The following is a 25,406-nucleotide window of genomic DNA, read 5'->3' on the forward strand; positions in this document are numbered from 1 at the left end:
ATGAATTTCAACGACTTCACACAACGCCTGGGCCAGGTTGACGCGCGCGGCCTGGGCATCGAACTGGCCGCGCTGGTCGCCTGCTTGGCTCTGGCCTGGGTGGCGAGCCGCTGGTTCGGGCGCGATCAGCCCAAGGATTCGATCTGGTTCGGCGAGCGCACCTTCGACGGCGTGCTGTTCCCGTTGCTGGCGCTGGTCTTCACCGAACTCGCCCGGCGCCTGGTGAACGGCTTCCAACCGGTGCTGGTGCTGCGCATCGCGGTGTCGGTTTTCCTGTCGCTCTTGATCATCCGCTTGTTCGCGCGCGTGATGCGGGCGGTGTTTCCCACCTCCAACCTGGTGCGGCTCCTGGAGCGCACGATCTCGTGGCTGGCCTGGATTGGCGCCATCCTCTGGATCGTCGGGCTGCTGCCGCCGGTGCTGGCCGAACTCGACAACATCACTCTCTCGTTCGGCAAGACGCGCGTCAGCCTGCAAACCATTTTCCAGGGCGTGCTGTCGGCGGGCCTGGTGCTGGTGATCGCGTTGTGGATTGCGGCCACCATCGAGAACCGGATCCTGCGCGAGGCCGTCACCGATCTCTCGATGCGCAAGGTCGCCTCGAACGCGGTGCGCGCCATGCTGCTGCTGGTCGGCCTGCTGTTCGCGCTGTCGGCGGTGGGGGTCGACCTCACGGCGCTCTCGGTGCTGGGCGGCGCACTTGGTGTGGGCCTGGGTTTCGGCTTGCAGAAGCTGGCGGCCAACTACGTGAGCGGCTTCGTCATCCTGCTCGAACGCTCCATCCGCATTGGCGACAACGTCAAGGTCGACACCTTCGAAGGCCGCATCACCGACATCAAGACCCGCTACACGCTCATCCGTGCGGGCAACGGCCGCGAGGCCATTGTGCCGAACGAGTCGCTCATCACCAGCCGCGTCGAGAACCTCTCGATGGCGGACCGCAAGTTCAACATCACGACCAGCATTGTGGTGGGCTACGACAGCGACGTGGCGCAGGTCCAGTCCATCCTGTGCGGGGCGGCGAAATCGCAGCCGCGCGTCATGACCGACCCAGAGCCGGTGACGTTTCTCGCCAGCTTTGCACCCGACGGACTCGAGTTTGTTCTCAACTTCTGGGTCGCGGACCCCGACAAGGGCAAGGACAACGTGCGCTCGGCCATCAACATCGCCATTCTCGAAGGCCTGCGCAGCGCGGGCGTGGACATTCCGTACCCCCAGCGCGTGCTTCGCGTGGAATCTCTGCCGCCGGGCATTTCCGGTCCGCGCGATGCTGCCGTATAATCGCGAAAAAGCACGATCGTTCGTTTTTGTTGCACCGCGGTACATGCCGATACGAATGCGGAGCCGGCAGAGACCGGACCCTAAAATGACCGGTTGCCCTCGAAGCCCCCTTTCTGCAATCCCAATGGAGTCAAGTCAATGAAGGTTCTAGTGCCTGTCAAACGGGTCGTCGATTACAACGTCAAGGTGCGCGTGAAGAGCGACGGCACCGGGGTGGACATTGCCAACGTCAAGATGAGCATGAACCCGTTCGACGAGATCGCCGTGGAAGAAGCGGTCCGCCTGAAAGAGAAGGGCGTGGTCACCGAAGTCATCGCCGTGTCGTGCGGCGACGCCAAGTGCCAGGAAACTCTGCGCACCGCCATGGCCATCGGCGCCGACCGCGGCATCCTGGTCGAGACCACCGAAGAGCTGCAACCCCTGGCCGTGGCCAAGCTGCTCAAGGCGCTGGTCGAGAAGGAACAGCCACAACTGATCATCCTGGGCAAGCAGGCCATCGACGACGACGCCAACCAAACCGGCCAGATGCTCGCCGCCCTGACCGACCTGCCGCAAGCCACCTTCGCCTCCAAGGTCGAAGTGGCCGACGGCAAAGCCACCGTCACGCGCGAAGTCGACGGCGGCCTGGAAACCATCCAGCTCAGCCTGCCGGCCGTCATCACCACCGACCTGCGCCTGAACGAGCCGCGCTACGTCACCTTGCCCAACATCATGAAGGCCAAGAAGAAGACGCTCGACGTCTTCAAGCCCGAAGACCTGGGCGTGGACGTCAAGCCCCGCCTGAAGACCCTCAAGGTCAGCGAGCCGCCCAAGCGCGGCGCCGGCATCAAGGTGCCCGACGTCGCCACCCTGGTGGACAAGCTCAAGAACGAAGCCAAAGTGATCTGAGGAAGACAACGACATGACCGCACTAGTTATTGCCGAACACGACCACGCGACCGTCAAGCCCGCGACCCTCAACACCGTGACCGCAGCCCTGGCCTGCGGCGGCGACGTGCACGTGCTCGTGGCCGGTGCCAATGCCGCAGAAGCCGGCAAGGCCGCCGCCCAGATCGTGGGCGTGGCCAAGGTCATCGTGGCCGACAGCCCCAGCCTGGCCGAGAACCTGGCCGAGAACGTCGCCGCCCAGGTGCTGGCCATTGCCGGCAACTACAGCCACATCCTGTTCCCCTCGACCGCCAACGGCAAGAACGTCGCGCCGCGCGTGGCCGCCAAGCTCGATGTGGCGCAGATCTCCGACATCACCAAGGTCGAGAGCCCCGACACCTTCGAGCGCCCGATCTACGCCGGCAACGCCATCGCCACCGTGCAGAGCACCGACGCCACCAAGGTAATCACCGTGCGCACGACCGGCTTCGACGCCGCGGCCGCCACCGGTGGCAGCGCATCGGTCGAGACCGCCGAAGGCGTGGCCGACAGCGGCAAGTCGAGCTTCGTGGGCCGCGAGGTCACCAAGAGCGACCGCCCCGAACTCACGGCCGCCAAGATCATCGTCTCGGGTGGCCGTGCCTTGGGCAGCGCCGAGAAGTTCACCGAAGTGATGACGCCGCTGGCGGACAAGCTGAACGCGGGCCTGGGCGCCAGCCGCGCGGCTGTCGACGCGGGCTACGCGCCCAACGACTGGCAAGTGGGCCAGACCGGCAAGATCGTCGCGCCGCAGCTGTACATCGCCTGCGGCATCTCGGGGGCCATCCAGCATCTGGCCGGCATGAAGGACTCCAAGGTGATCGTGGCGATCAACAAGGACGAAGAAGCGCCGATCTTCTCGGTGGCCGACTACGGGCTCGTGGCCGACCTGTTCACGGCGGTGCCGGAACTCGTCAAGGCGCTCTGATCGCATCGCTGCACTGAGCCAGAGGGCATCGTTCGCGATGCCCTTTTCGTATCCGCTGTATCTGGAGACAAGAGATGAGCTACACCGCCCCCCTCAAGGACATGCTGTTCGACATCGAACACCTGGCCAACATCGGCGAGATCGCCAAGCTGCCCGGCTTCGAAGACGCGGGCCTGGAAACCGCGCAGGCCGTGCTCGAAGAATGCGCGCGCTTCAACCAGGACGTGGTCGCGCCGCTGAACGTGGCGGGCGACCGCAACCCGTCGTCCTTCAAGGACGGCGAGGTCGCGACCACCGCGGGTTTCAAGGAAGCCTTTGCGCAATACGTGTCGGGCGGCTGGCAGGGCCTGCAGCATCCGGCGGACTTCGGCGGCCAGGGCCTGCCCAAGACCATCGGCGCGGCCTGCGGCGAAATGCTCAACTCGGCCAACATGAGCTTCGCGCTGTGCCCGCTCCTGAGCGATGGCGCCATCGAGGCGCTGCTCACAGCGGGCTCCGACGAACTGAAGGCGGTGTACCTGGAGAAGCTGGTGAGCGGCCAGTGGACCGGCACCATGAACCTCACCGAGCCGCAGGCCGGCAGCGACTTGGCCATGGTGCGCAGCCGCGCCGAGCCGCAACCGGACGGCACCTACAAGGTGTTCGGCACCAAGATCTTCATCACCTATGGTGAGCACGACATGGCCGAGAACATCGTGCACCTGGTGCTGGCCCGCGTTACCGGCGCGCCCGAAGGCGTGAAGGGCATCAGCCTGTTCGTGGTGCCGAAGTTCATCGTCGGCAAGGACGGGTCTCTCGGCGAGCGCAACGACGTGCACTGCGTGAGCATCGAGCACAAGATGGGCATCAAGGCTTCGCCAACCGCCGTGCTGCAGTACGGCGACAACGGTGGTGCCGTCGGCTACATCGTCGGCCAGGAGAACCGCGGCCTCGAGTACATGTTCATCATGATGAACTCGGCCCGCTACGCCGTGGGCATGCAGGGCATCGCGATTGCCGAGCGCGCCTACCAGCACGCCGTGGCCTACGCCAAGGACCGCGTGCAGAGCCGCCCGGTCGATGGTTCGATGAACGCCAGCGCGCCGATCATCCACCACCCCGACGTCAAGCGCATGCTGATGACGATGCGCGCCTACACCGAAGGCTGCCGCGCCATGGCGAGTGTGGCCGCTGCCGCCTACGACGCCGCGCACCACCACCCCGATGCGGAGGCGCGCAAGCAGAACCAGGCCTTCTACGAATTCATGGTGCCGCTGGTCAAGGGCTACAGCACCGAGATGAGCCTGGAAGTGACTTCACTCGGCGTGCAGGTGCACGGCGGCATGGGCTTCATTGAAGAGACGGGTGCGGCGCAGTACTACCGCGACGCCAAGATCCTCACGATCTACGAAGGCACCACCGCCATCCAGGCCAACGACCTCGTGGGCCGCAAGACCGCGCGTGACGGCGGCCAGACGGCCAAGGCCATTGCCGCGCAGATCGAGAAGACCGAAGCTGAACTCGCGAAGAGCGACAGCGCCGCAGCCGCAGCCGTGCTGAAGCGCCTGAAGGCCGCGCGCCTGGCGTTCGTCGACGTGGTCGATTTCGTCGCGGGCCAGACCAAGGCATCGCCGAATGCGGTGTTCGCGGGCAGCGTGCCCTACCTGATGCTCGCGGGCAACCTCGTGGCCGGCTGGCAGCTGGCGCGCTCGCTGCTCGTTGCAGAAGACCTCGCGTCCCGCAGCATCGATACCGCTTTCATGCAGGCCAAGGTGGCCACGGCGCGCTTCTACGCCGAGCACATCCTTAACAAAGTGCCGGGCATCCGCGACAGCATCGTCGAAGGGGCCGAGAGTGTCACGGCGCTGGCGCTCGACGCGTTCTGACCGACGGCCCGCCGTGTCGCCCACCTGACGGGCGATACGGCCTTCCTCTTATATAAAACCGAAATCCTATTCCGGAGACGACATGTCCAAGCTGCCCCCCGTGCTCGCCAACCTGCCGCTGCCCATCATCGGCTCGCCGCTGTTCATCATCAGCAACCCCAAGCTCGTGATTGCCCAATGCAAGGCAGGGGTGGTCGGTTCGATGCCGGCACTCAACGCGCGCCCCGCGGCGCAGCTGGAAGACTGGCTGGCCGAAATCACCGAGGAGCTCGCGGCCTACAACAAGGCCAACCCGGACAAGCCCGCCGCGCCGTTCGCCATCAACCAGATCGTGCACAAGAGCAACGACCGCCTTGATCACGACATGGAGATGGTCGTGAAGTACAAGGTGCCGATCGTCATCACCTCGCTGGGCGCGCGCACCGACGTGAACGACGCGGTGCACAGCTACGGCGGCGTCACGCTGCACGACATCATCAACAACAAGTTCGCGCAGAAGGCGATCGAGAAGGGCGCCGACGGCATCATCGCGGTGGCGGCCGGTGCCGGCGGCCATGCGGGCGTGAAGAGCCCGTTCGCTCTGGTGCAGGAAATCCGCCAGTGGTTCGACGGCCCCATCGCGCTGTCGGGTTCCATTGCTACCGGTGGTGCAGTGCTGGCTGCGCAAGCCATGGGCGCGGACTTCGCCTACATCGGCACCGCCTTCATTGCGACCGAGGAAGCGCGCGCCAGCGACGACTACAAGCAGGCCATCGTCGACGGCACCTCCGACGACATCGTCTATTCCAGCCTCTTCACCGGCGTGCACGGCAACTACCTGGCGCCGAGCATCGTCAAGGCCGGCATGGACCCGGCCAACCTGCCCGAAGGCGACGTCAAGACCATGAACTTTGGCGGCGGCGATGGCAGCAAGGCCAAGGCCTGGAAGGACATCTGGGGCTCGGGCCAGGGCATCGGCGCCGTGACCGAAGTGGCCAGCGCCGCTGCGTTCATCGAGAAACTCAAGCGCGAATACCTGGAAGCAAGGCAGCGGCTCGCGCTTTGAACGGCCCGCGCAATACGGCGCCGGCCGCGCAGCGCGGACGGATGCCGCTGCTCGACGTTGCAAAAGGCCTTGCCTGCGCGGTCATCGTCGGGCATCACCTGTCGCGCTACGGCTCGATGCCGGTGGGTGCCTTTCCACTGGCACCGGATTTCCTGGGCTGGCTGGCCGACGACGGCCGCCTGGCCGTGCAGGTCTTCCTGGTGATCGCCGGCTTTCTGGCGGCGGCCAGCTTGGCACCCGACGGCGTGCTGCGTGTCGACCGGCCGTTCGCGCGCATTTTCCAGCGCTACGGGCGGCTGGTGATGCCGTACCTGGCGGCGCTCACCGTCTGCGTGCTGGTAGCCGCGCTCGTGCGCCCGTCGCTCGGCAGCGACGACGTGCCGGCATCGCCCAGCATCGGCCAGCTGCTCGCGCACGGATTGCTGCTGCAGGACCTTCTGGGCTACGAGGCGCTGTCCACCGGCGTCTGGTACGTGGCCATCGACTTCCAGCTCTTCGTGCTGGCGCTCTCGCTCATGGCGCTGCCGGCCCTGTGGCGGCGCACGCCCGCCGCACCTGCCTCGCGTGAGCGCTGGGTTCCCGTGGCGCTGGTGCTGGGGGTGGTGCTGGCCTCGCTCGCGCTTTTCAACCGCAACGCCGATCTCGACGCGACCGCTTTCTATTTCTTCGGTGCCTATGGCCTTGGCATGCTGGTCTTCTGGATTGGTCGCGCAACCCGTACCAGCACGTGGCAGAGCGCCATCGTGCTGCTGGCGCTGACCGGCGCGGGCGCACTGGCCATCGACTGGCGCAGCCGCATTGCCACGGCGCTCGTGAGCGCGTTGCTGATCGCCATTGCGCAGCGGCAAGACTGGCTGTCGATGGCGCGCTGGCCCGACGCGGCTCAGCCACTGCAGCGCCTCGGGCGTATTTCGTACTCGCTGTTCCTGATCCACTTTCCGGTGCTGCTGGCAGCGAACGCGGCGGTTGGGCTGCTTGGACCCCACGCCGCTTGGGTCGACGCATTGGGAATGGCGCTCACCTTCGGCCTCTCCGTGGCGGCCGCGCTGTTGCTGTACCGCGGGGTAGAAGCGCGGCCAGCGTCGTGGCGCGCGGTTGCCATATTGTTCGCGGCGCTGCTGGTCAGCGGATTGCTCGTCTCGCCCTGAAGGGCGGCGTCAGCCGACGCCCGTGTGGTTCAAGCCCAGGGCGTAGGCGGCGGAATCTCGCACGCCGGCTCGACGTCGATGCTCTTGAAATCGGCCGGCGAGACGATCTCCAGGTATTCCATGTCGGGCGAGTAATCGAACAGGAAATGCCGGATGCCGGGCCGCTGGTGCACCACGTCGCCGGCTTCGACCAAGGTTTCCTTGTCTTCGTACATGAAACGGGCCCAGCCTTTCAGCATCATCACGATCTGGAAGTCGGCCTCATGGCGGTGCCAGCCGGTGCCCGTTTCCGGTGCCATGTTGGCCTTGACGAGGTGCGCGATGACCTTGCCATTCGTCGCCTCCGCAATGCCCAAGTCGCGGTATAGAAAGAAATCGCGCAGGCCACCCGAGACGTACTCGGTGTCGCCTGGCTTTACGTGGGAGAACTGGGTGGCGGTTCGGTCCAGCATGGGGCGCTCCTTCGCAGGGTTGTTGAGAGTGGATGCTGCGGTGCAGTACGCATAAAGCGTTCCCAATGGCGTCGGCTGCGTGATATGTTGAAGCGCGTTGACCTGCTTGCCCGCATTGCCTCGGCGTCGCCCAAGACCCATACTGCAGGCTCCACGACGCGACGACGAACGGAGCCTCCCATGAGCAACGAACTTCGCAAGAAGCTGCACGACCTGGCGGAACTGGCCGACAACACCTCCGATCCGCAGACCAAGGCCATCGTCGAGGCCATACGGCTGCAGACCGCCGTTTTGAACGAGCGGCTCTTCTCCATCGAACTGCAGATCGGCACGCTCACCAAGCGCATGGAAAACACGACGGACTGAGTGGCCGCCGCTTTGTGGGGATAATCCCGTCATGAGCGGCAACACATTCGGAACTCTCTTCGCGGTCACCAATTTCGGCGAGTCGCACGGCCCGGCCATCGGCTGCGTGATCGACGGCTGCCCGCCGGGCATGGAGCTGAGCGAGGCCGACATCCAGGGCGACCTCGACCGCCGGCGCCCCGGCACCAGCCGCCACGTCACCCAGCGCAACGAGCCCGACGCGGTGCAGATTCTTTCCGGCGTCTATGAAGGCAAGACCACCGGCACCCCTATTGCGCTGCTGATCCAGAACACCGACCAGCGCAGCAAGGACTACGGACAGATCGCCCAGCAGTTCCGCCCGGGCCACGCCGACTTCACCTACTGGAAGAAATACGGCATCCGCGATCCGCGCGGCGGCGGGCGTTCTTCGGCACGGCTCACGGCGCCCATGGTGGCGGCCGGTGCAGTCGCCAAGAAGTGGCTGGCCGAGAAATACGGCATGGTGTTTCGCGGCTGCATGACGCAGATCGGCGAAATCGCCATTCCGTTCGAGAGCTGGGACCATGTGCCCAACAACCCCTTCTTTGCGCCCATTGCCGACGTGAGCGAGCTCGAAGCCTACATGGACCGCCTGCGCAAGGCCGGCGATTCTTGCGGCGCGCGCATTCGCGTCACAGCCACTAACGTGCCCATCGGCCTGGGCGAGCCACTGTTCGACAAGCTCGATGCCGAGATCGCCTACGCAATGATGGGCATCAACGCGGTCAAGGCGGTAGAGATCGGCGCCGGCTTCGACAGCATCACCCAGCGCGGCACCACGCATGGCGACTCGATCACGCCCACCGGCTTCGTCACCAACAACGCGGGTGGCATCCTCGGCGGCATCAGCTCGGGGCAAGACCTGGAAGTGAGCATCGCGATCAAGCCCACCAGCTCGATCATCAGCCCGCGCCAGTCGATCGACATTCACAACAACCCGGTCGAAGTGGTCACCAAGGGCCGCCACGATCCGTGTGTCGGCATTCGCGCGACGCCCATCGCCGAGGCCATGCTTGCGCTGGTGGTCATGGAACACGCGCTGCGCAACCGCGCACAGTGCGGCGACGCGCAGCAACAGCAAAAAGCGCAAGACGAAACGACCGAAGCCGCGTCCCCGCAGGCGTCCTTCCTCTAGTGCCTCCCCCGCCACCAGTGGCCGCCGGACGCGGCCACCTGCTGGCGTTCGCTGGTCTGTCGGCCAGCTATTTCGCGCACATCGGTTTCTTCAACCCCTACCTGCCGCTGTGGCTCAAGGACCTGGGGCTGCCGATCTTCACGATCAGCCTGCTGGCCTCAGTGCAGTCGATCACGCGGGTGTTCGCGCCCTATGCCTGGGGCGCTCTCAGCGACCACACGGGCCAGCGCGTGAAGCTGCTGCGCTTCAGCGCGGCGGTGGCGCTGGCCAGCTCTTTCGGGCTCTGGTGGCACGGCGGCGCCTGGTGGCTGGCGCTGGTGCTGCTCGTGATGTTCACCCACACCAGTTCGATGATGTCGCTCACGGAGGCCGCCATGGCGCAGCTCGTGGCCGGCGACTGGGGGCGCTACGGGCGCATCCGGCTGTGCGGCTCGGCCGGCTTCCTGGTGACGGTGTTCTTTGCGGGCGAGTGGTTCGAGCGCTTCGGCATGCAGCACTTTCCGGCCTGGGCCGCGGGCACGCTGGCCGTCGTGCTGATCGCGACGATGAAGCTGCCCGACATCCGCGAGCCCGTGGCGGCGCACGACGCGGTCAAGGAGCCCATCGGCCCCGTGCTGCGCATTCCGGCGGTGCGGTGGTTCTTTGCATCGCTGTTCTTCCAGGTGATGTCGCACTTCTCGGTCTACGCCTTTTTCTCGCTGTACCTGGATTCGCTCGGCTACGGCAAAAGCGTCATCGGCCTGCTCTGGGCGCTGTCGGTGGTGGCCGAGATCGTCTGGTTCTTTCTGCAAGGCCGGCTCATCGGCCTCTTGCCGATGCCGCGCTGGATGCTGATATGCGGCATTGCCGCCGTGGTGAGACTCGGCCTGACCGCCGGGCTGGGCGGCTGGATCTCAGCGCTGGTGGTCGCGCAAGGACTGCATGCACTGAGCTTCGCGGCGCACCACACCACCTGCATCGCCGTGGTGTCGCGCCGCTTTCCAGGCCGGCTGCGAGGGCGCGGGCAGGCACTCTTCACCGTGATCGGTTATGGCTTCGGCGGCGTGCTGGGAGTACTGCTGGGCGGTGCCGTCGCGCAGGAGTTCGGCTACCGGACCATGTTCGCGCTGGCGGCCGTGCTGGCTGCGGTGGGCAGCCTGTGTGCGTGGCGGGTGATGAGGCTGGACCAGCTGGCGCGGCCAATTGCGCCAAGCGCTGCCTGAAGAGCGCGGCAAACTGCCCGCAACGCTGAGCCTGATTTAAAAAGAATTCGGCCCTTCGAATTCCCGCGCTTGATGCGCTATTTCTTCTTACAAGAATTATTTGCCGAATTGCAGAGGCAGGGCGTGGGAGCGTGCCAATGGCCTCGTCCGCTGGGGGTAAGTGGCGGAAATCTTCTACATCTCCCCTGAAAGATTAACCTTTGCATTGGCTCTTACGTTAAATCAACATTTAAAATAATAGTCAAATAATGCAAGGGGAGTTGAGCATGAAGCTCAATCTGAAAACAATATTCTTATTGGATCAATTGGCATTAGCCAATTTGTCTTATTGGCTGGCCGCGGATTTGCGATGAGCCGCCGCGTCACGATCCAGACGCCCCTTGGCGAGGCGTTGCAATTTCGCCAACTGGTGGGCCGGGAGGCGCTGAGCCAGCTCTACACCTTCGACATCGAATTGCTGGGCAGTAACAACGCCATCGACCCGAAAGCCCTGCTCGGCAAGGCCTCGACCGTGGCGGTAGAAACCGAAAGCGGCGGGGTGCGCCACCTTGGCGGCATCGCGACCCGGTTCGGCCTGCAGCAGGAAGACGCGCGCCATTCCTTCTACCGCCTGCAGCTGCGGCCCTGGCTGTGGCTTGCCACGCGGCGCAGCGACTTCCGCATCTTCCAGGGCAAGACCGTTCCCGAGATATTGACGGACGTGCTCGGCAGCTACGGCTATCCCATCGAGAAGAAGCTCAGCCGCGGAGACTACCGCCGCTGGGACTACTGCGTGCAGTACCACGAGAGCGACTTCAATTTCATCTCGCGCCTGTGCGAGCTCGAAGGCATCTACTACTACTTCCGGCATGAGGCGTCGCAGCACGTTCTGGTGTTTGCGGACGACATCGCAAGCTCGCACGTTCCGCTGCCCGGCGGCGAGTCGGTGCGTTACCACCCGCTCGAAAAATCCGGCATGGGCCAGCGCGAACGCATCTATGCCTGGGAAGCCGCGGAAGAGGTGCGCGCGGGCCATCACTACAACAACGATTACGACTTCGAGAAGCCCAAGGCCGATCTCTCGCATCTGCGGCAAATGCCGCCCGGTCATGACCACGATGGCTACGAGAACTACGAGTGGCCCGGCGGCTTCGTGCAGCACGCCGATGGCGAAACCTATGCGCGCCTTCGCAACGAAGAGCAACTGACTCAGCGCAGCCGCGCCAGCGGCCGCTCCAACCTGCGCGAGCTTGCCACCGGCCACACGCTGCGCCTGACCGGCCATCCACGGGCCGACCAGAACCAGCAGTACCTGTTGACGAGCGTGAGCTACCACCTGCAGGAGAACCTGCAGGCAAGCGAAGGGGCGGAGGCCACCGAAGGCTCGGTGCAGCGCTTTGCCTTCGACGTGCAGCCTACCAGCCTGGCGTGGCGCCCCCAGCGCACCACGCCCAAGCCGCGCACCCGCGGTCCGCAGACCGCCATGGTGGTGGGGCCGGCCGGCGAAGAAATCTGGACCGACCAATACGGACGCATCAAGGTGCAGTTCCACTGGGACCGCCTCGGCAAGGACGACGAGAACTCCAGCTGCTGGGTGCGCGTGTCCACCGCTTGGGCGGGCGCCACCTTCGGCGCGGTGTCCGTGCCGCGCATCGGCATGGAGGTGATCGTCGATTTTCTGAACGGCGACCCGGACTACCCGATCGTCACCGGCTGCGTCTACAACGCCGACACGATGGCGGCATGGCAGCTGCCGGAGCAAAAGCATTTGTCGGGCATTCGCAGCCGCGAACTGGGCGGCGGGCGCGGCAATCACCTGGTGCTCGACGACACGCACGGAAAGATCCAGGCGCAGTTGCGCAGCGACCATCAGGCCAGCCAGCTGAGCGTGGGCCACATCGGCCGCATCGAAGACACCGCGGGTCGCAAGGAGCCGCGCGGGCAGGGCTTCGAGCTGCGCACCGACGGGCACGGCGTCGCACGTGCGGCCAAGGGGCTGCTGGTCACCACCGAGCCGCGTCCCAACGCGCAGGCGCACACCACCGACATGGGCGAGACCGTCGGCCGGCTCACGCAGGCGCGCGACCTGCATGAGGGCCTGAGCGAAGCCGCCCAAGCCGCGGAGGCGCACGAGACCGGCGACCAGGACGAAGTCGCCAAGGGCCTGAAGGAGCAGAACGACGCCATCAAGGGCCAGGGCGGCAATCGCGAGCAAGGCGACTTTCCCGAGTTCCAGGAGCCGCACCTCACGCTGGCCAGCGCCAAGGGCCTGCAGACCGTGGCGCAGGGCTCCACCCACATGGTGAGCAACGAGCACAACGCGCTCACCAGCGGCGGCCACACCAGCGTGAGCGCGGGCAAGAGCTTTCTGGTGAGCGTGCAGAGCGCCATCCGCATGTTCGCCTCCAAGGCCGGCATGCGTCTGGTGGCGGCCAGCGCCGACATCGACATCAAGGCGCTGAAGGACAGCGTCAACGTGCTGGCCAAGCTCAACATCACGCAAACCGCCAACAAGATCACCATCCACGCGAAGGAAGAGGTGGTCATCAACGGCGGCTCCAGCTACAGCCGCTGGAGCTCGGGCGGCATCGAGCACGGCACCTCGGGCACCTGGCGCGAGCACGCCGCGGTGCACAGCCTCGTGGGACCGGCCAGCGAGGGCAAGCCTTCGCTGCCCAACCCGCCGCAACTGCCCAAGGGCCAGCTCGACCTGTACCACCAGTACATCAAGCCCACTGGCGAAAAGCACCAGGGCGTTGCGCAGGGCGACTTCACCGTGGTCGATTCGGAAGGCGGCTCACACGCCGGCACTTTCGACCGCAACGGCTTCGCGACCGTGTCGGGCCTGCCGATCGGTACCGCGAAGGTCACCTTTGGCAAGGACCCGCGCGACCCATGGGAAGAGGGCAGCTACTTCGGCACGCCCAAGGACTGGAAGGCGAAAGAGCCGGCCGCCGGCGGTGCCGATGCGGTGGGGACCTCGGGCTTTCTGGCCAGCGCGGGCGGCTTTGCCGGCATGGCCGGTTCGGCCGGCGGCGCAGCGGGCGCGCTGGCCGGCGTTGCAGGCACCAACAGCAAGACCGCGGGCATGCTGGGCCAGGTCACGCAGGCAGCGGGCATGGCGCAGCAAGCCGTGGGTGCCGCGCAAGCCATTCAGCAGGGCGGCGCCAAGGCGCTGCTCGGCCAGGCGAGTCAGGCCGCCACGGGCATGGCGATGCAGGCGGCGGGGGCGCGGCTAGGGCCGATGGGCGTGCCGATCGCCGGCATGGCGGGCAGCGTCGCGAGCGGCGGCGTGCCGGCGGGCATCAAGACAGGCATGGGCACCGCTGCCACCCAGCCCGCACTCGCGGGGCGCACGCCCGGCTTCATGGGCTGACGCGGCGCAGCGGCGTGCTCCTCGAATAACAAGAACGTCCAGGCAAGAGGGAAGACAAGGCAATGGCGGAAGGATCGCAACAGCAACCATCTCAAAGGGAACGCCAGACCGCGGTCGCGCCCCTGAACACCATCGTGGGCGACGACATCGCGGCGGCGAGCAAGGCGGTCGACGGCTGGTTGCGTTCCTTCAGCGGCGGCTACGTCACGCTCGAGCGGCTCACGATGGTGCTGGGCAGCATTCCCATCGTCGGCAACATCATGGCGCTGGTGGATGTGTTCCTGGACATCATCCACATCGTCGAGAAGAAGGCCCAGGACGGCGTTGCGGCGTTTCTCAACTGGGTCAGCCTGGGCATCAACCTCATTGGCTTGATTCCTCTGCCGCCGGCCATGGCGGCGGCGCGCATGAGCCTGCGGCCCACGCTGCACCTGGTGAAGCAGCAGCTCAAGACGGCGGCGTCGAACCTGGGCGAGACCATCGTCGTGGTGCTGGTGGGGCACCTGAACGCCACGATCGTGGGCGAGCTGGACAAGTTCATCGACAAGGCGATCTCGCTGCTCGACGACATGCTCAAGAGCTGCGCGAAGCTGTCGGACAGCATCGTCGACAACCTGGTCGACGTGCTGCGCCGCGTGCTCGGGCAGAAGGACATGTTCAGCGTTGGTACGCCGCCCCGACCGGAAACCCGCGTGCACGATCCGAAGGCCGAGAGCACCTGGAACCGCATGTGGGGCAGCGCGGTGCGTTACACCAAGCAGTCTGCCAACTACGTAGCGAAGGTGGCGGCCAACCAGCTGCCGGCCAGCGTGGCGGGACAGGTCAACGGCGTGATCGCGCGCATGCTCGATTTCAAGGGCAACTTTCGCAGGCAACTCGTGCGGCTGGCCGACAAGGAAGCGCAGGCCAGCATCATGTGGCTGCTGCACAAGCTGCTCGCGGCCATCAAGCGCAAGAAGGGGCAGCGCGCGGCCATCGTGCCGCCGCGCGCAGGCGCGGTGGCCGACAAGGACCGGCCGGGCGCGCAACTCGGCCACATCAACAAGCAGGCGCCCGCCCGCAACGATCCGGGTTGCCGCAACCGGCCGGCGCGCGCGGCCGTCGGTGGCTCGATCAGCCTTGCGACCGGCAGCGAGAGCTTCGTGCACACCGACTTCGTTCTGAGCGCGCCGCTGTCCATCACGTGGTCGCGCGTGTACCGCAGCCAGCTCGATGCATACGACCCCGGCCTGCTGGGTGCGCGTTGGATCACGCCGTACACCACGCGCATCGACATCGCACCGCAGGGAGGGCTCGTCTACCACGGGGTCGACGGGCGCAGCCACACTTATCCCGCGCTGGCCGTGGGGCAGGTACACCGCGATCCCATCGAGGACCTGACATTGAGCCAGCTCAGCGAGACCTTGCTGACACTGGATTTCGGCAAGCAAGGCGAGTGGCAAGAAATATACGAACTCGTGGGCAGCAAGCAGCCGCACTTCCGTCTCGTGGCGCAGCAAGCGAAGGACGGCAAGTCAATCGGCCTGCGTTACGACCATGTGATCGCCTCCACCGGCGAGCAGGTGTTGAGCGACATCGTCAGCAAGCAGGGCGATGTCGTCATGGCGCATGTGGGCACCCAGCCTGATGCGAAGACCGGCCTGATCCGGTCGCTGTGGGAACTGAAGGACGGCCAGGTCGTTCGGCAGCTGGCAGCCTACACGCACGACGGGGAGCGCGACCTCGTCGCCGCGCAGGACGAGGACGGTGCCAGCTGGAACTACACCTACAGCCACCACTTGGTCACCCGCTACACCGATCGCACCGGCCGGGGCATGAACCTCGAGTACAACGGCATCGGTGCCGATGCCAAGGCCGTGCGCGAATGGTCCGACGACGGCAGCTTTGCGCTGAAGCTCGAGTGGGACGAAAACATTCGCCTGACCTACGTGACCGATGCGCTCGGCGGCGAGACCTGGCACTACTACGACATCGAGGGCTACACCTACCGCGTCATCCACCCTGACAAGCTGGAGGAATGGTTCTTCCGAGACGATGCAAAGAACGTCACGCGCCATGTGCACACCGACGGCAGCACCGACGACTACACGTACGACGTCGACGGCAACCTGCAGGCGCACACGCGCGGAGATGGCAGCCGCATCCATTACGAGTACGACGGCCAGCACCGGCTCACGGGAATCCGCGATGCCGAGGGCGGCGTATGGAAGCGCGACTACGACGCGCAAGGCCACCTCACCGAAGAGATCGACCCGCTGGGCCACAAGACCGAGTACGCCTACGACAAGGCCGGGCGGCCCGTGCGCGTGACCGACGCCAAGGGCGGCACGAAGCTGTTGAGCTACACGCCTGGCAGCCGCCTTGCGAGCTTCACCGATTGCTCGGGCAAGACCCGCCGCTGGGAATACGACAGCCGCGGCCGGATGATCAAGGCCATCGATGCGGCGGGCCAGACCGCGCGCTACCGCTACAGCCCGTCGGGCGAAGGCATCGTGCAACGCGGCGACGGAAACAGCCCTGGCCAGCTCGAAGAGATCACCTCGCCCGATGCAACGCGGGAGCACTTCGTGCACGACGCCGAAGGCCGCCTGCTCGCGCATGTCGACGCACTCGGCCGGCGTACCCGCTACAGCTATACGCGCGCCGGTCTCGTTTCCGGTCGCATCGATGCCGCAGGCCATTCGCTCAGATACCAATGGGACCTGCTCGGCCGGCTCACGGAGCTGCAGAACGAGAACGGCAGCCGCTACAACTTCAGCTACGACCCCGTCGGGCGCCTGCTCGAAGAAACCGGCTTCGACCGAAAGACCACCCGCTACCGCCATGAAGAAGGCACCGGCCGATTGGTCGCAGTGGAGGAGGGCGCGCGCGTGATGCAACTGCAATCGGACGCGATGGGGCGCCTCGTCGAGCGCACCGTTGGCGGGCAGGCCGAGCGGTTCGCGTTCGACCGTAACGGCCGCATGATTGAAGCCGCCAACAGCGATGCCCGCCTGCAGTGGTTCCACGACCCGGCGGGCAATCTCACGCGTGAACACCACCACTACCTCGCCAGCGCGCGCACGGCGGTGTGGCAGCACCGCTACGACGAACTCAACCGCCGCATCGCAACCATCCGCCCCGATGGCCATACGACCCAGTGGCTGACCTATGGTTCGGGCCATGTGCATGGCCTGCTGCTCGACGGCGAAGACATCCTCGGCTTCGAGCGCGACGATCTGCATCGCGAAGTCCTGCGCGAGCAGCGCAACGGTCTGAGCCAGCGGCTGCGCTACGACGACGGCGGCCGGCTGCTCGAACAGGCGATCGCCCACACCCGGCCCGGCGCCATGGAGGCGCTGCAAGTGCGCCGCAGCTACAGCTACGACAAGACCGGGCAGCTGATTGCCGTCGGCGACAGCCGACACGGCAACTTCAGCTACCGCTACGACCCCATCGGCCGTCTCGTGGAAGCAAGTAGCCGCCTCGGCCGCGAGGTGTTCGCCTTCGACCCGGCGGGCAACATTGCCAGCCCCGCGAACGCCGAGCCCACGACGCAGCAGGCCACGGCGCACAAGCTGCTCGACAACCTGCTGAAAGAGTACGCCGGCACCCGCTACCGCTACGACGAGCACGGCAACCTTGCCGAGCGCACACGCAATGGCCGCAAGACCACCTTTGCGTGGGATGGCTTCGGCCGCATGACCGCGGCCACCAATGAAGACGGCGCCGGCACCACTTTCAGCTACGACCCGATGGGCCGCCGCATCGCCAAGCATTCGCACGACGCCGTGACGCTGTTCGGATGGGACGGCGACACGCTGGCTTTCGAGAGCACACAGAGCATTTCCGGCGCGCAGGAACAGCAGGGCCGGGGTTGGAGCGTGCACTACATCCACGAGCCCGGTTCCTTCGTGCCGCTGGCGCAGGTGCGCCAGGCGCGGGCCATCGTGCTGAGCGAAACCACCGACGTGAAGGCGTTGATGGCCGCCAATGGCGGCGCCTACGACATCGAGCAAGACCCGCTCTGGAACGGCGAACAACAGTCCGAGCCCGACGGTTTCACTCCCGACGAGCTCGCCTTCTACCAATGCGATCACCTCGGCACGCCGCACGAGCTCACCGACCATGAGGGCCGCGTGGCGTGGTCCGCGCAGTACAAGGCCTGGGGCGAGGCGCGCGAAGCCATCAGTGAGGCCGGGCGGCGCGCGGGCCTTGCGAACCCGATCCGCTTCCAGGGCCAGTATTTCGATGCCGAAACCGGACTGCACTACAACCGCCACCGCTACTACGACCCGGCGAGCGGGCGCTACGTGTCGCGCGATCCGCTGGGCTTGGCGGGCGGGCGCAACCTGCATGTGTACGTGGGCAACAACCCGGTGCGCGGCATCGATCCGCTGGGGCTGGTCGATCTCAATCTGTTTCCGCACGATGAGGGGATTCGGCAATCGGCCGACAACATCCCGAATCCGAAAGGCACCTTCACGGTGGGCGGCCACGGCAATTCGGATGTCATGGTCGGCGCGTTGCACGACCCGATCACGCCCAAGCAAATGGCGGACCGCATCAAGGCTCACCCTTCGTATACCCAGGGCCAGCACGTCGTGCTCATGTCCTGCAACACCGGCAACGGTTCCGACCCTTACGCGCAGAAGGTGGCCAACGAACTCGGCGCACCGGTCAGCGGGCCCGACAAGTTCCTCTGGATCTGGCCCAACGGCAAGGTTCAACCAGCGGGCATGAAGGCGGACAAGACGATGGATACGGGCGACATCGGACGATGGCACACCTTCAATCCCAAGCCATGACGAAGCCTCACCTCACACGCGCAGTGCCGGCCCTGCTGGCACTCGCGCTTTCGATCTCACACGCCGCGGAGAACAAATTCATGGACAACGACACCCCTGCATCCCCATCTTCGCCGTCGCCCATCTCGGGCGCGCAGAGCTTTGCGCTCACCGATGAGCAGCGCACCGCGTTCGCTGCAAAGGCGGAGGCCGGCGACACCGAATCAGCCTTCCGACTTTCGCAGTACTACGGCTTCCTGCATCAGGACTACGCACAGCAGCGGCACTGGCTGTCCATCGCAGCCAAGGGCGGCCATGCCGTGGCACAACACAACCTGGCCTACCAGCTGTACATGAAGGACCAGGATCTTGAAGGCGCCGCGCACTGGGCCTCGGAATCGCTGAAGAACGGCAACTCGAATGCGGGCGATCTGCTCAAGGAAATCGAGGCGGCCCGATCTGCGGCGGGGCACAAGCCTCGGCCATGAGTTTGAATTTGATCGGGTCGCGTACGGGGTGGAGCATCTATCAGGACATCGAGTGAGCCGGGACGTGCCGATCTTGGACCCGGAACTCAACCCACCCCTCGCCATCGCGCTGAGCCGCGCCTGCGAGCGCTTTGCGCAAACGGGGCAGGACCTGAAGAACTTCGAGATCCAGATCAGCGAGCGGACGCGCGAGAACGGCGAGGACGAGAACGGCGAGAACACCATCGGAATCGCTTTCGTGGCAAAGCTGGAGCCGGGGAAAAAGGGCTTGGGCAATGCAAACCGTCTCGGCCGCTCGGTTCTCTACATCGCGTCGAAGACCACTGGCGAGATCCTGCGCGAAGCAGCAAGCCGCTGAGCGCCTTACACAACGGAGAACAGTTTCATGGACAACGATGCCCCCGCTTCGATCTCGTCTCTCTCTCCCATCTCAGGCGCTCAGAGCTTTGCGCTCACTGACGAGCAGCGCCTTGCGCTGATCGCGAAGGCCGAGGCCGGCAACCCCGAGTCTGCCTTCCGCCTCTCGCTGTACTACACCTTCACCTTCTCCGACGCCGAACAGTCCATGCACTGGCTGTCGATGGCGGCCAAGGGCGGCCATGGCATGGCGCAGCACAGTCTCGCCTACGACCTGTACATGGATGGCACGGACCTCGAAAAGGCTGCGTACTGGGCGGCGGAGGCCCAGAAAAACGGCAACGATGAAGCCGGCTGGCTGCTGAAGCAGATAGAGACGGAGAAGGTCGTATCCGGGTGGAGCCCGCTGACGTGAGCTCCCAACTGATCATCCTGGCCCACGACATGTGGCGCAAGGGCGCGGGCGGCGCACCGGCGGGACTCGTGGGGCAGGCCGACAGCTTCGTCTACGCGGGACTCGACCTGGGCCTGGCGCAGTTCGCCGGCTCTACTTTCGCGGGCACCAGCTTCACCGCCACCAGCTTCAAGCAGGCGGGCTGGAGCGCCTGCCAGTTCACCGGCTGCAGTTTCACGCAATGCGATTTCGGCCGCATCTCGATCACCGGATGCACCTTCGTCAATTGCAGCTTCACGGGCGCGAACTTCGATGGAGGCAGCATCAGCGCCAGCACCTTCACGCAGTGCCGGTGGGACGACATCAGCTTTGCGCGTGGGCAGTGGAACGACGTCGGCGTGCTGAACTGCAGCGGCACCGTGGTGCACGCACAAGGGCTGCAAGGGCGCAGCGTGGACTTCACGAACAGCACCTTCGAGCAGCTGGAGTTCCAGGGCGCGAACATCAATTGAGAAGGAAGTAAAAAAAGATGGCAGGGACGGACGAAAGCAAGGCGCCGGCGCAGCGCGAACCGCAGACGGCAGTGGCGCCGCTGAACACCATCGTCGACGAAGACGTCGCGGCGGCGAGCAAAGCGGTAGACGATTGGCTGCGTTCGTTCACGGGCGGCTATGTGACGCTCGAGCGCCTGACCATGGTGCTGGGCAGCCTGCCCATCGTCGGCAACATCATGGCGTTGGTGGACGTGTTCCTGGACCTCATCAACATCGTCGAGAAGAAGGCCAAGGACAGCGTTGGCGCGTTCCTGAACTGGGTCAGCCTGGGCATCAACCTGATCGGGCTGATTCCGGCGCCGCCGACCATGGCGGCGGCCCGCATGAGCCTGCGGCCCACGCTGCACCTGGTGCGCCAGCAGCTGAAAACCGCCACTTCCAATCTTGGCGAAGCGATCGTCACCACGCTGGTGGGACACCTGAACGCCACCATCGTCGGCGAACTGGAGACCTTCATCGACAAGGCCATCGGCCTGCTTGGCGAGATGCTGAAAGGCTGCGCGAACCTGGCCGACGACATCGTGGACAACCTGGTCGACATTCTGAACCGCGTGCTCGGAAAGAAGGACCTGTTCAGCGTCGGCACGCCGCCGGTGGCCGAATCCAAGGTGTACGACCCAAACACCGAGAGCACCTGGAGCCGCATGTGGGGCAGCGCGGTGCGTTACTCAAAGCAGTCAGCCAACTACGTGGCAAAGAAGGCTACCGACTACCTGCCTGAGAGCGTGGCGCAACAGGTCAATGATGTGATCCGGAGCCTGCAGGATTTCAAGACCAGCTTCCGGGCACAGCTCGAAAGGCTGGCAGACCAGCAAGCTGAAGCCAGCATCATGTGGCTGCTGCACAAGTTGCTGGAGGCCATCAAGCGAAAGAAGGGGCAGCGCGCGGCCATTGTGCCGCCGCGGTCAGGCGCGGTTTCGGAGCAGGACAGGCCGGGGAACCAACTGGGGCATATCAACAAGCAGGCCGCAGGACAGAACGATCCCAAGGCTTGCAAGAACTGCCCCGGAGTTTCAAGCACTCCAAATTCCATCAGCTTCGTCACGGGCAGCGAGAGCTTCACGCACACCGATTTCGTGCTTGCGGCGCCGCTGCCCATCGAATGGGCGCGCACCTATCGCAGCGACCTCGACGCTTACGACCAGGGAAGCCTGGGGGCGCGATGGCTCACGCGCTACAGCACGCGCGTGGACCTTGCCACGCCGGCCAAGGGCCGGCGCCAGGGGAAGCCCAGCCTCGTCTACCGCGGCGACGATGGCCGCAGCCACGCCTACCCGCTGCTGGCCCCGGGCCAGGCACACCGCGATGCGATCGAAGAAATAACGCTCACGCGGCTCAGCGAAACCTTGTTGACGCTGGACTTCGGGAAACCGTTGCCCCTCGGCGAGCAGGCCGAATGGCGCGAAATCTATGAACTGGTCGAGCTGCGCGGGCAGCGGCATTTCCGGCTCGTGAGCTTGCAAGCCAAGGATGGTGCCGCCATCGGCCTGCGTTACGACCATGTGATCGCCTCCACCGGCGAGCAGGTGCTGAGCGACATCGTCAGCAAGCAGGGCGATGTCGTCATGGCGCATGTCGGCACGCAGCCCGATGCACGGACAGGCCTCATCCAATCGCTCTGGGAGCTGAAGGACGGCCAGGTCGTGCGCCAGCTGGCCGCCTACACGCACGACGGGGAGCGCGACCTGGTCGCGGCACAGGACGAGAACGGCGCGAGCTGGAGCTACGCCTACAGCCACCACCTGATCACGCGCTACACCGACCGCACCGGCCGCGGCATGAACCTGGAATACAGCGGCACCGGCACCGGCACCGGCGCCGATGCCAAGGCCGTGCGCGAATGGTCCGACGACGGCAGCTTTGCGACCACGCTCGAGTGGGACTCAAACATCCGCCTGACCTACGTGACCGATGCGCTGGGCGGCGAGACCTGGTACTACTACGACATCCAGGGCTACACCTACCGCATCATCCATCCGGACAAGCTGGAGGAGTGGTTCTTTCGCGACGACGCGAAGAACGTCACGCGCCATGTGCACACCGACGGCAGCACCGACGACTACGCCTACGACGAAGACGGCAACCTGCAGACGCATACGCGCGCCGACGGCAGCCGCGTGCATTTCGAGTACGACAAGCTGCACCGCCTCACGGGCCTGCGCGATGCCGAGGGTGGCGTGTGGAAGCGCGACTACGACGCGCAAGGCCACCTCACCGAAGAGATCGATCCGCTGGGCCACAAGACCGAGTACGCCTACGACAAGGCCGGGCGGCCCGTGCGCATCACCGATGCGAAGGGCGGCGTCAAGGTACTCGCCTACACACCGTCGGGCCAGCTTGCCAGCTACACCGATTGTTCCGCCAAGACCAGCCGGTGGGAGTACGACGAACGTGGCCGCGTCGCCAAAGCCATCGATGCCGCCGGCAACACCACCAGCTACCGCTACGCCGCCGGGCAACTCGAGGAAATCGTGCTGCCCGACGAAACGAGCGAGCATTTCACGCACGACGCCGAAGGGCGTTTGCTCGCGCACGCCGACGCGCTCGGCCGCCGCACGCGCTACAGCTACACGCGTGCGGGTCTCATCGCGGGGCGCACCGATGCCGCCGGCCGCTCGCTCAAGTACCACTGGGACCTGCTGGGCCGCCTCACCGAGCTGCAGAACGAAAACGGCAGCCACTACAACTTTCGCTACGACCCAGTGGGTCGCCTGATCGAAGAAACCGGCTTCGACCGCAAGACCACCGAATACCGACACGAGGCAACCACCGGCAAGCTCGCCGAAGTGATCGAGGCCGGCCGCACGACGCAACTGCAGTTCGATGCGCTGGGCCGCCTTGTCGAGCGCAACGCCGGCGAAGGCCAGTCCGAGCGCTTTGCCTACGACCGCAACGGCAGGTTGCTGGAGGCCGCCAATCGCGACGCGCGGCTGCAGTGGTTCTACGACCCCGCGGGCAATCTCACGCGCGAGCATCAGAACTACCTTGCGAACGCGCGCACGGCGGTCTGGCAGCATCGTTACGACGAGCTCAACGAACGCGTCGCCACCATCCGCCCCGACGGCCACGTGACCCAGTGGCTGACCTATGGCTCGGGCCATGTGCACGGCCTGCTCATCGACGGGCAGGACATTCTCGGCTTCGAGCGCGACGACCTGCACCGCGAAGTGGCCAGGGAGCAGGGCAACGGCCTGAGCCAGCGCCAGACGTACGACCCCGCCGGTCGCCTGCTGGAGCAGCGCATCTCGCAAACCGGGCGCGGCCCTGTCGATGCGCTGGAGCTCAGCCGCCGCTACACCTACGACAAGGCCGGCCAACTCACCGCCATCGGCGACAGCCGCCGCGGCCGGCTGGACTACCGCTACGACCCGGTCGGCCGCCTGCTCGAAGCCCACTGCCGCCTGGGCCGCGAAGTCTTCGCCTTCGACCCCGCGGGCAACATCGTCGACCCCACCCAGGCTGAAGGCCCCGTGCAGCGCACCGCGAACAAGCTGCTCGACAACCTGCTGAAGGAATACGCAGGCACCAGCTACCGCTACGACGAGCGCGGCAATCTCGTCGAGCGCGTGAAGAACGGGCGCAGGACCGTCTTCGCGTGGGACGGCTTCAATCGCATGACGGCGGCGACCGACCACGACGGCATCACCACCGCCTTCAGCTACGACCCATTGGGCCGCCGCATCGCCAAGCGTTCAGGCGACGCGACCACCTTGTTCGGATGGGACGGCGACGTGCTCGCGTTCGAGAGCACTCAAAGCACTGCCGCGTTGAACGAGCAGCAAGGGCAGGGATGGAGCGTGCACTACATCCACGAGCGCGATTCGTTCGTGCCGCTGGTGCAGATCCGGCAGCCGCGCGCGATGGCACTGAGCGAGACGACGGATGTGAAGGCACTGATGGAGGCGAACGGTGGCGTCTATGACATCGAGCAGGATCCGCTGTGGAACGGAGAGCAGCGGAGCGTGCCCCGTGCGTTCGGCAGGGAGGAGATGGCGTTCTACCAGTGCGACCACTTGGGCACGCCGCAGGAGCTGACGGACCATGAGGGGAGCATTGCGTGGTCGGCGCAGTACAAGGCGTGGGGCGAGGCGCGGGAGGCCATCAGCGAGGCGGGGAGAAGGGCGGGGTTCAGGAATCCGATTCGGTTCCAGGGTCAGTACTTTGATGAGGAAACGGGGCTGCATTACAACCGGTATCGGTACTATGACCCGCTGGCGGGGAGGTTTATATCCAGTGATCCAATCAAGCTGGCTGGGGGCAACAATCTGCACCAGTACGCGCCGAATCCTCTCGACTGGACTGACCCGCTCGGATTGGCAGGCAATCGGGCCAACCGCAGGGCCGGTCAAATTCTTCAGCAGCAAGACGCTGCTTCAGGCGGCCATGCGTACTCGCGGCACGGGGCACACACCACGCTGCCACAGCAGCAGCATCGTGCCAAGACGGGGGTGCCACCAGATCAACCCTGCAAAAAGCCCAAGTCAAGCGGCCCCAATTCAACGCGCTTCCTGAGCAACATTGATCAGCTCGATGCGATTCAACGCGGGAAGACGGCAATGGATCGCACGGGAACCAACGAAGCTACGATCAATATGGGGCGCGACATTGGTGAGGGTTACAGGAAAGGCGGCGGAGGCTGTCCAGAAACCACCACTCATGCAACTGTAGTTAGAGGTCCCAAAGGGATCATCACTGCATACCCGGATCTCGATCCATGACGACACAAATATTTCCTCGCTACATCCACAAGATGTACTACTACCTGCTCGCCATGAGCGATGACGAGCTCGATGAGTTCCACATTAATGAAGAGCCTTGTCGCGCCAAGCTGTTCGATGCAATGAAGGCGGACTTCGATAGCTTCGGGCCAGTGAGCAAGCAAAGAGTTCTGGAAGCCCTGGAGTACATCTGGTCGTCTGGTCAGATCGAGAAGCTCTGGGGTTGGGTAGTGCCGCAAGCAGTGGACCTCGATGAAGTTGAGGACAAGCCTGCCTACTTGTGCGCCCTGTACAAAAAGCTTTCTGACCACGAGCCGCAGCACAGAGACTTCGGCCCGCATGTGGAGTTGGTCAAGAGCGCGGGACCGCAAGGCGTTGACGTGCGCGAGTAGTTCTTCCGTTGGCACCAGCACCTTCACGCAGTG

18 protein-coding genes are annotated in these 25,406 nt (G+C 65.2%); 17 read left to right on the plus strand and 1 reads right to left on the minus strand.

Going from position 1 to position 25,406, the window contains the following annotated elements:
* From ASC78_RS20525 to ASC78_RS20550, 6 genes are all read left to right on the plus strand, one after another.
* The gene (locus tag ASC78_RS20525) at nt 1–1,281 is read left to right on the plus strand and encodes a mechanosensitive ion channel family protein (RefSeq protein WP_055805454.1); all 1,281 of its coding nucleotides are present in this window, start codon (nt 1–3) and stop codon (nt 1,279–1,281) included.
* A 138-nt stretch (nt 1,282–1,419) separates the two neighbouring features.
* Nucleotides 1,420–2,169: an electron transfer flavoprotein subunit beta/FixA family protein gene (locus ASC78_RS20530; RefSeq protein ID WP_055805455.1), complete on the plus strand. Its 750-nt coding sequence runs from the start codon at nt 1,420–1,422 to the stop codon at nt 2,167–2,169.
* A gap of 13 nt (nt 2,170–2,182) precedes the next feature.
* The gene (locus ASC78_RS20535) at nt 2,183–3,115 is read left to right on the plus strand and encodes an electron transfer flavoprotein subunit alpha/FixB family protein (RefSeq protein WP_055805458.1); all 933 of its coding nucleotides are present in this window, start codon (nt 2,183–2,185) and stop codon (nt 3,113–3,115) included.
* A 74-nt stretch (nt 3,116–3,189) separates the two neighbouring features.
* Complete coding sequence (locus ASC78_RS20540; protein ID WP_055805461.1) at nt 3,190–4,980, plus strand: acyl-CoA dehydrogenase; 1,791 nt, start codon at nt 3,190–3,192, stop codon at nt 4,978–4,980.
* A gap of 82 nt (nt 4,981–5,062) precedes the next feature.
* Entirely contained in the window at nt 5,063–6,025 is a 963-nt protein-coding gene (locus ASC78_RS20545) for an NAD(P)H-dependent flavin oxidoreductase (RefSeq protein WP_055805464.1), read from the plus strand.
* Between the two features lie 41 nt (nt 6,026–6,066).
* A complete protein-coding gene (locus tag ASC78_RS20550) occupies nt 6,067–7,173 on the plus strand; it encodes an acyltransferase family protein (RefSeq protein WP_055805726.1) in 1,107 nt (368 codons plus the stop codon).
* 29 nt (nt 7,174–7,202) lie between these two features.
* Here ASC78_RS20550 and ASC78_RS20555 read toward each other — a convergent pair whose 3' ends face one another.
* On the minus strand, nt 7,203–7,625 hold the full coding sequence (locus ASC78_RS20555; protein ID WP_055805466.1) for a cupin domain-containing protein: 423 nt from the start codon (nt 7,623–7,625) through the stop codon (nt 7,203–7,205).
* Nucleotides 7,626–7,805: 180 nt separating this feature from the next.
* Here ASC78_RS20555 and ASC78_RS20560 point away from each other — a divergent pair, with 180 nt between their 5' ends.
* From ASC78_RS20560 to ASC78_RS20610, 11 genes are all read left to right on the plus strand, one after another.
* Nucleotides 7,806–7,991 carry a hypothetical protein gene (locus ASC78_RS20560; RefSeq protein WP_055805469.1) on the plus strand — a complete coding sequence of 62 codons (186 nt, stop codon included), beginning with the start codon at nt 7,806–7,808 and terminating at the stop codon, nt 7,989–7,991.
* A gap of 31 nt (nt 7,992–8,022) precedes the next feature.
* Nucleotides 8,023–9,147 carry a chorismate synthase gene (gene aroC / locus ASC78_RS20565; RefSeq protein WP_055805472.1) on the plus strand — a complete coding sequence of 375 codons (1,125 nt, stop codon included), beginning with the start codon at nt 8,023–8,025 and terminating at the stop codon, nt 9,145–9,147.
* Between the two features lie 17 nt (nt 9,148–9,164).
* Nucleotides 9,165–10,349, plus strand: a complete 1,185-nt coding sequence (locus ASC78_RS20570) for an MFS transporter (protein WP_055805475.1) — start codon at nt 9,165–9,167, stop codon at nt 10,347–10,349.
* 349 nt (nt 10,350–10,698) lie between these two features.
* The gene (locus ASC78_RS20575) at nt 10,699–13,704 is read left to right on the plus strand and encodes a type VI secretion system Vgr family protein (protein WP_055805478.1); all 3,006 of its coding nucleotides are present in this window, start codon (nt 10,699–10,701) and stop codon (nt 13,702–13,704) included.
* A gap of 62 nt (nt 13,705–13,766) precedes the next feature.
* A complete protein-coding gene (locus tag ASC78_RS20580) occupies nt 13,767–18,491 on the plus strand; it encodes an RHS repeat-associated core domain-containing protein (RefSeq protein ID WP_082517608.1) in 4,725 nt (1,574 codons plus the stop codon).
* Nucleotides 18,488–18,958, plus strand: coding sequence for a sel1 repeat family protein (locus tag ASC78_RS20585; RefSeq protein WP_055805480.1), 471 nt, complete (start codon nt 18,488–18,490; stop codon nt 18,956–18,958). The genes ASC78_RS20580 and ASC78_RS20585 overlap by 4 nt, the downstream gene beginning before the upstream one ends.
* 64 nt (nt 18,959–19,022) lie before the next feature.
* Nucleotides 19,023–19,316: a hypothetical protein gene (locus tag ASC78_RS28100; RefSeq protein ID WP_235505155.1), complete on the plus strand. Its 294-nt coding sequence runs from the start codon at nt 19,023–19,025 to the stop codon at nt 19,314–19,316.
* Nucleotides 19,317–19,343: 27 nt separating this feature from the next.
* Nucleotides 19,344–19,730 carry a hypothetical protein gene (locus tag ASC78_RS20595; protein WP_055805485.1) on the plus strand — a complete coding sequence of 129 codons (387 nt, stop codon included), beginning with the start codon at nt 19,344–19,346 and terminating at the stop codon, nt 19,728–19,730.
* Nucleotides 19,727–20,221 (plus strand): pentapeptide repeat-containing protein, encoded by a 495-nt coding sequence (locus tag ASC78_RS20600; RefSeq protein WP_055805488.1) that lies wholly within the window; start codon nt 19,727–19,729, stop codon nt 20,219–20,221. The genes ASC78_RS20595 and ASC78_RS20600 overlap by 4 nt, the downstream gene beginning before the upstream one ends.
* Nucleotides 20,222–20,238: 17 nt before the next feature.
* Nucleotides 20,239–24,981 (plus strand): RHS repeat-associated core domain-containing protein, encoded by a 4,743-nt coding sequence (locus tag ASC78_RS20605; protein WP_082517609.1) that lies wholly within the window; start codon nt 20,239–20,241, stop codon nt 24,979–24,981.
* A complete protein-coding gene (locus tag ASC78_RS20610) occupies nt 24,978–25,373 on the plus strand; it encodes a hypothetical protein (protein WP_055805491.1) in 396 nt (131 codons plus the stop codon). Before ASC78_RS20605 ends, ASC78_RS20610 begins: the two co-directional genes overlap by 4 nt.
* Nucleotides 25,374–25,406 lie beyond the last annotated feature (33 nt).

It is taken from the genome of Variovorax sp. Root318D1 (assembly GCF_001424835.1).
Taxonomy (GTDB): Bacteria; Pseudomonadota; Gammaproteobacteria; order Burkholderiales; family Burkholderiaceae_C; genus Variovorax.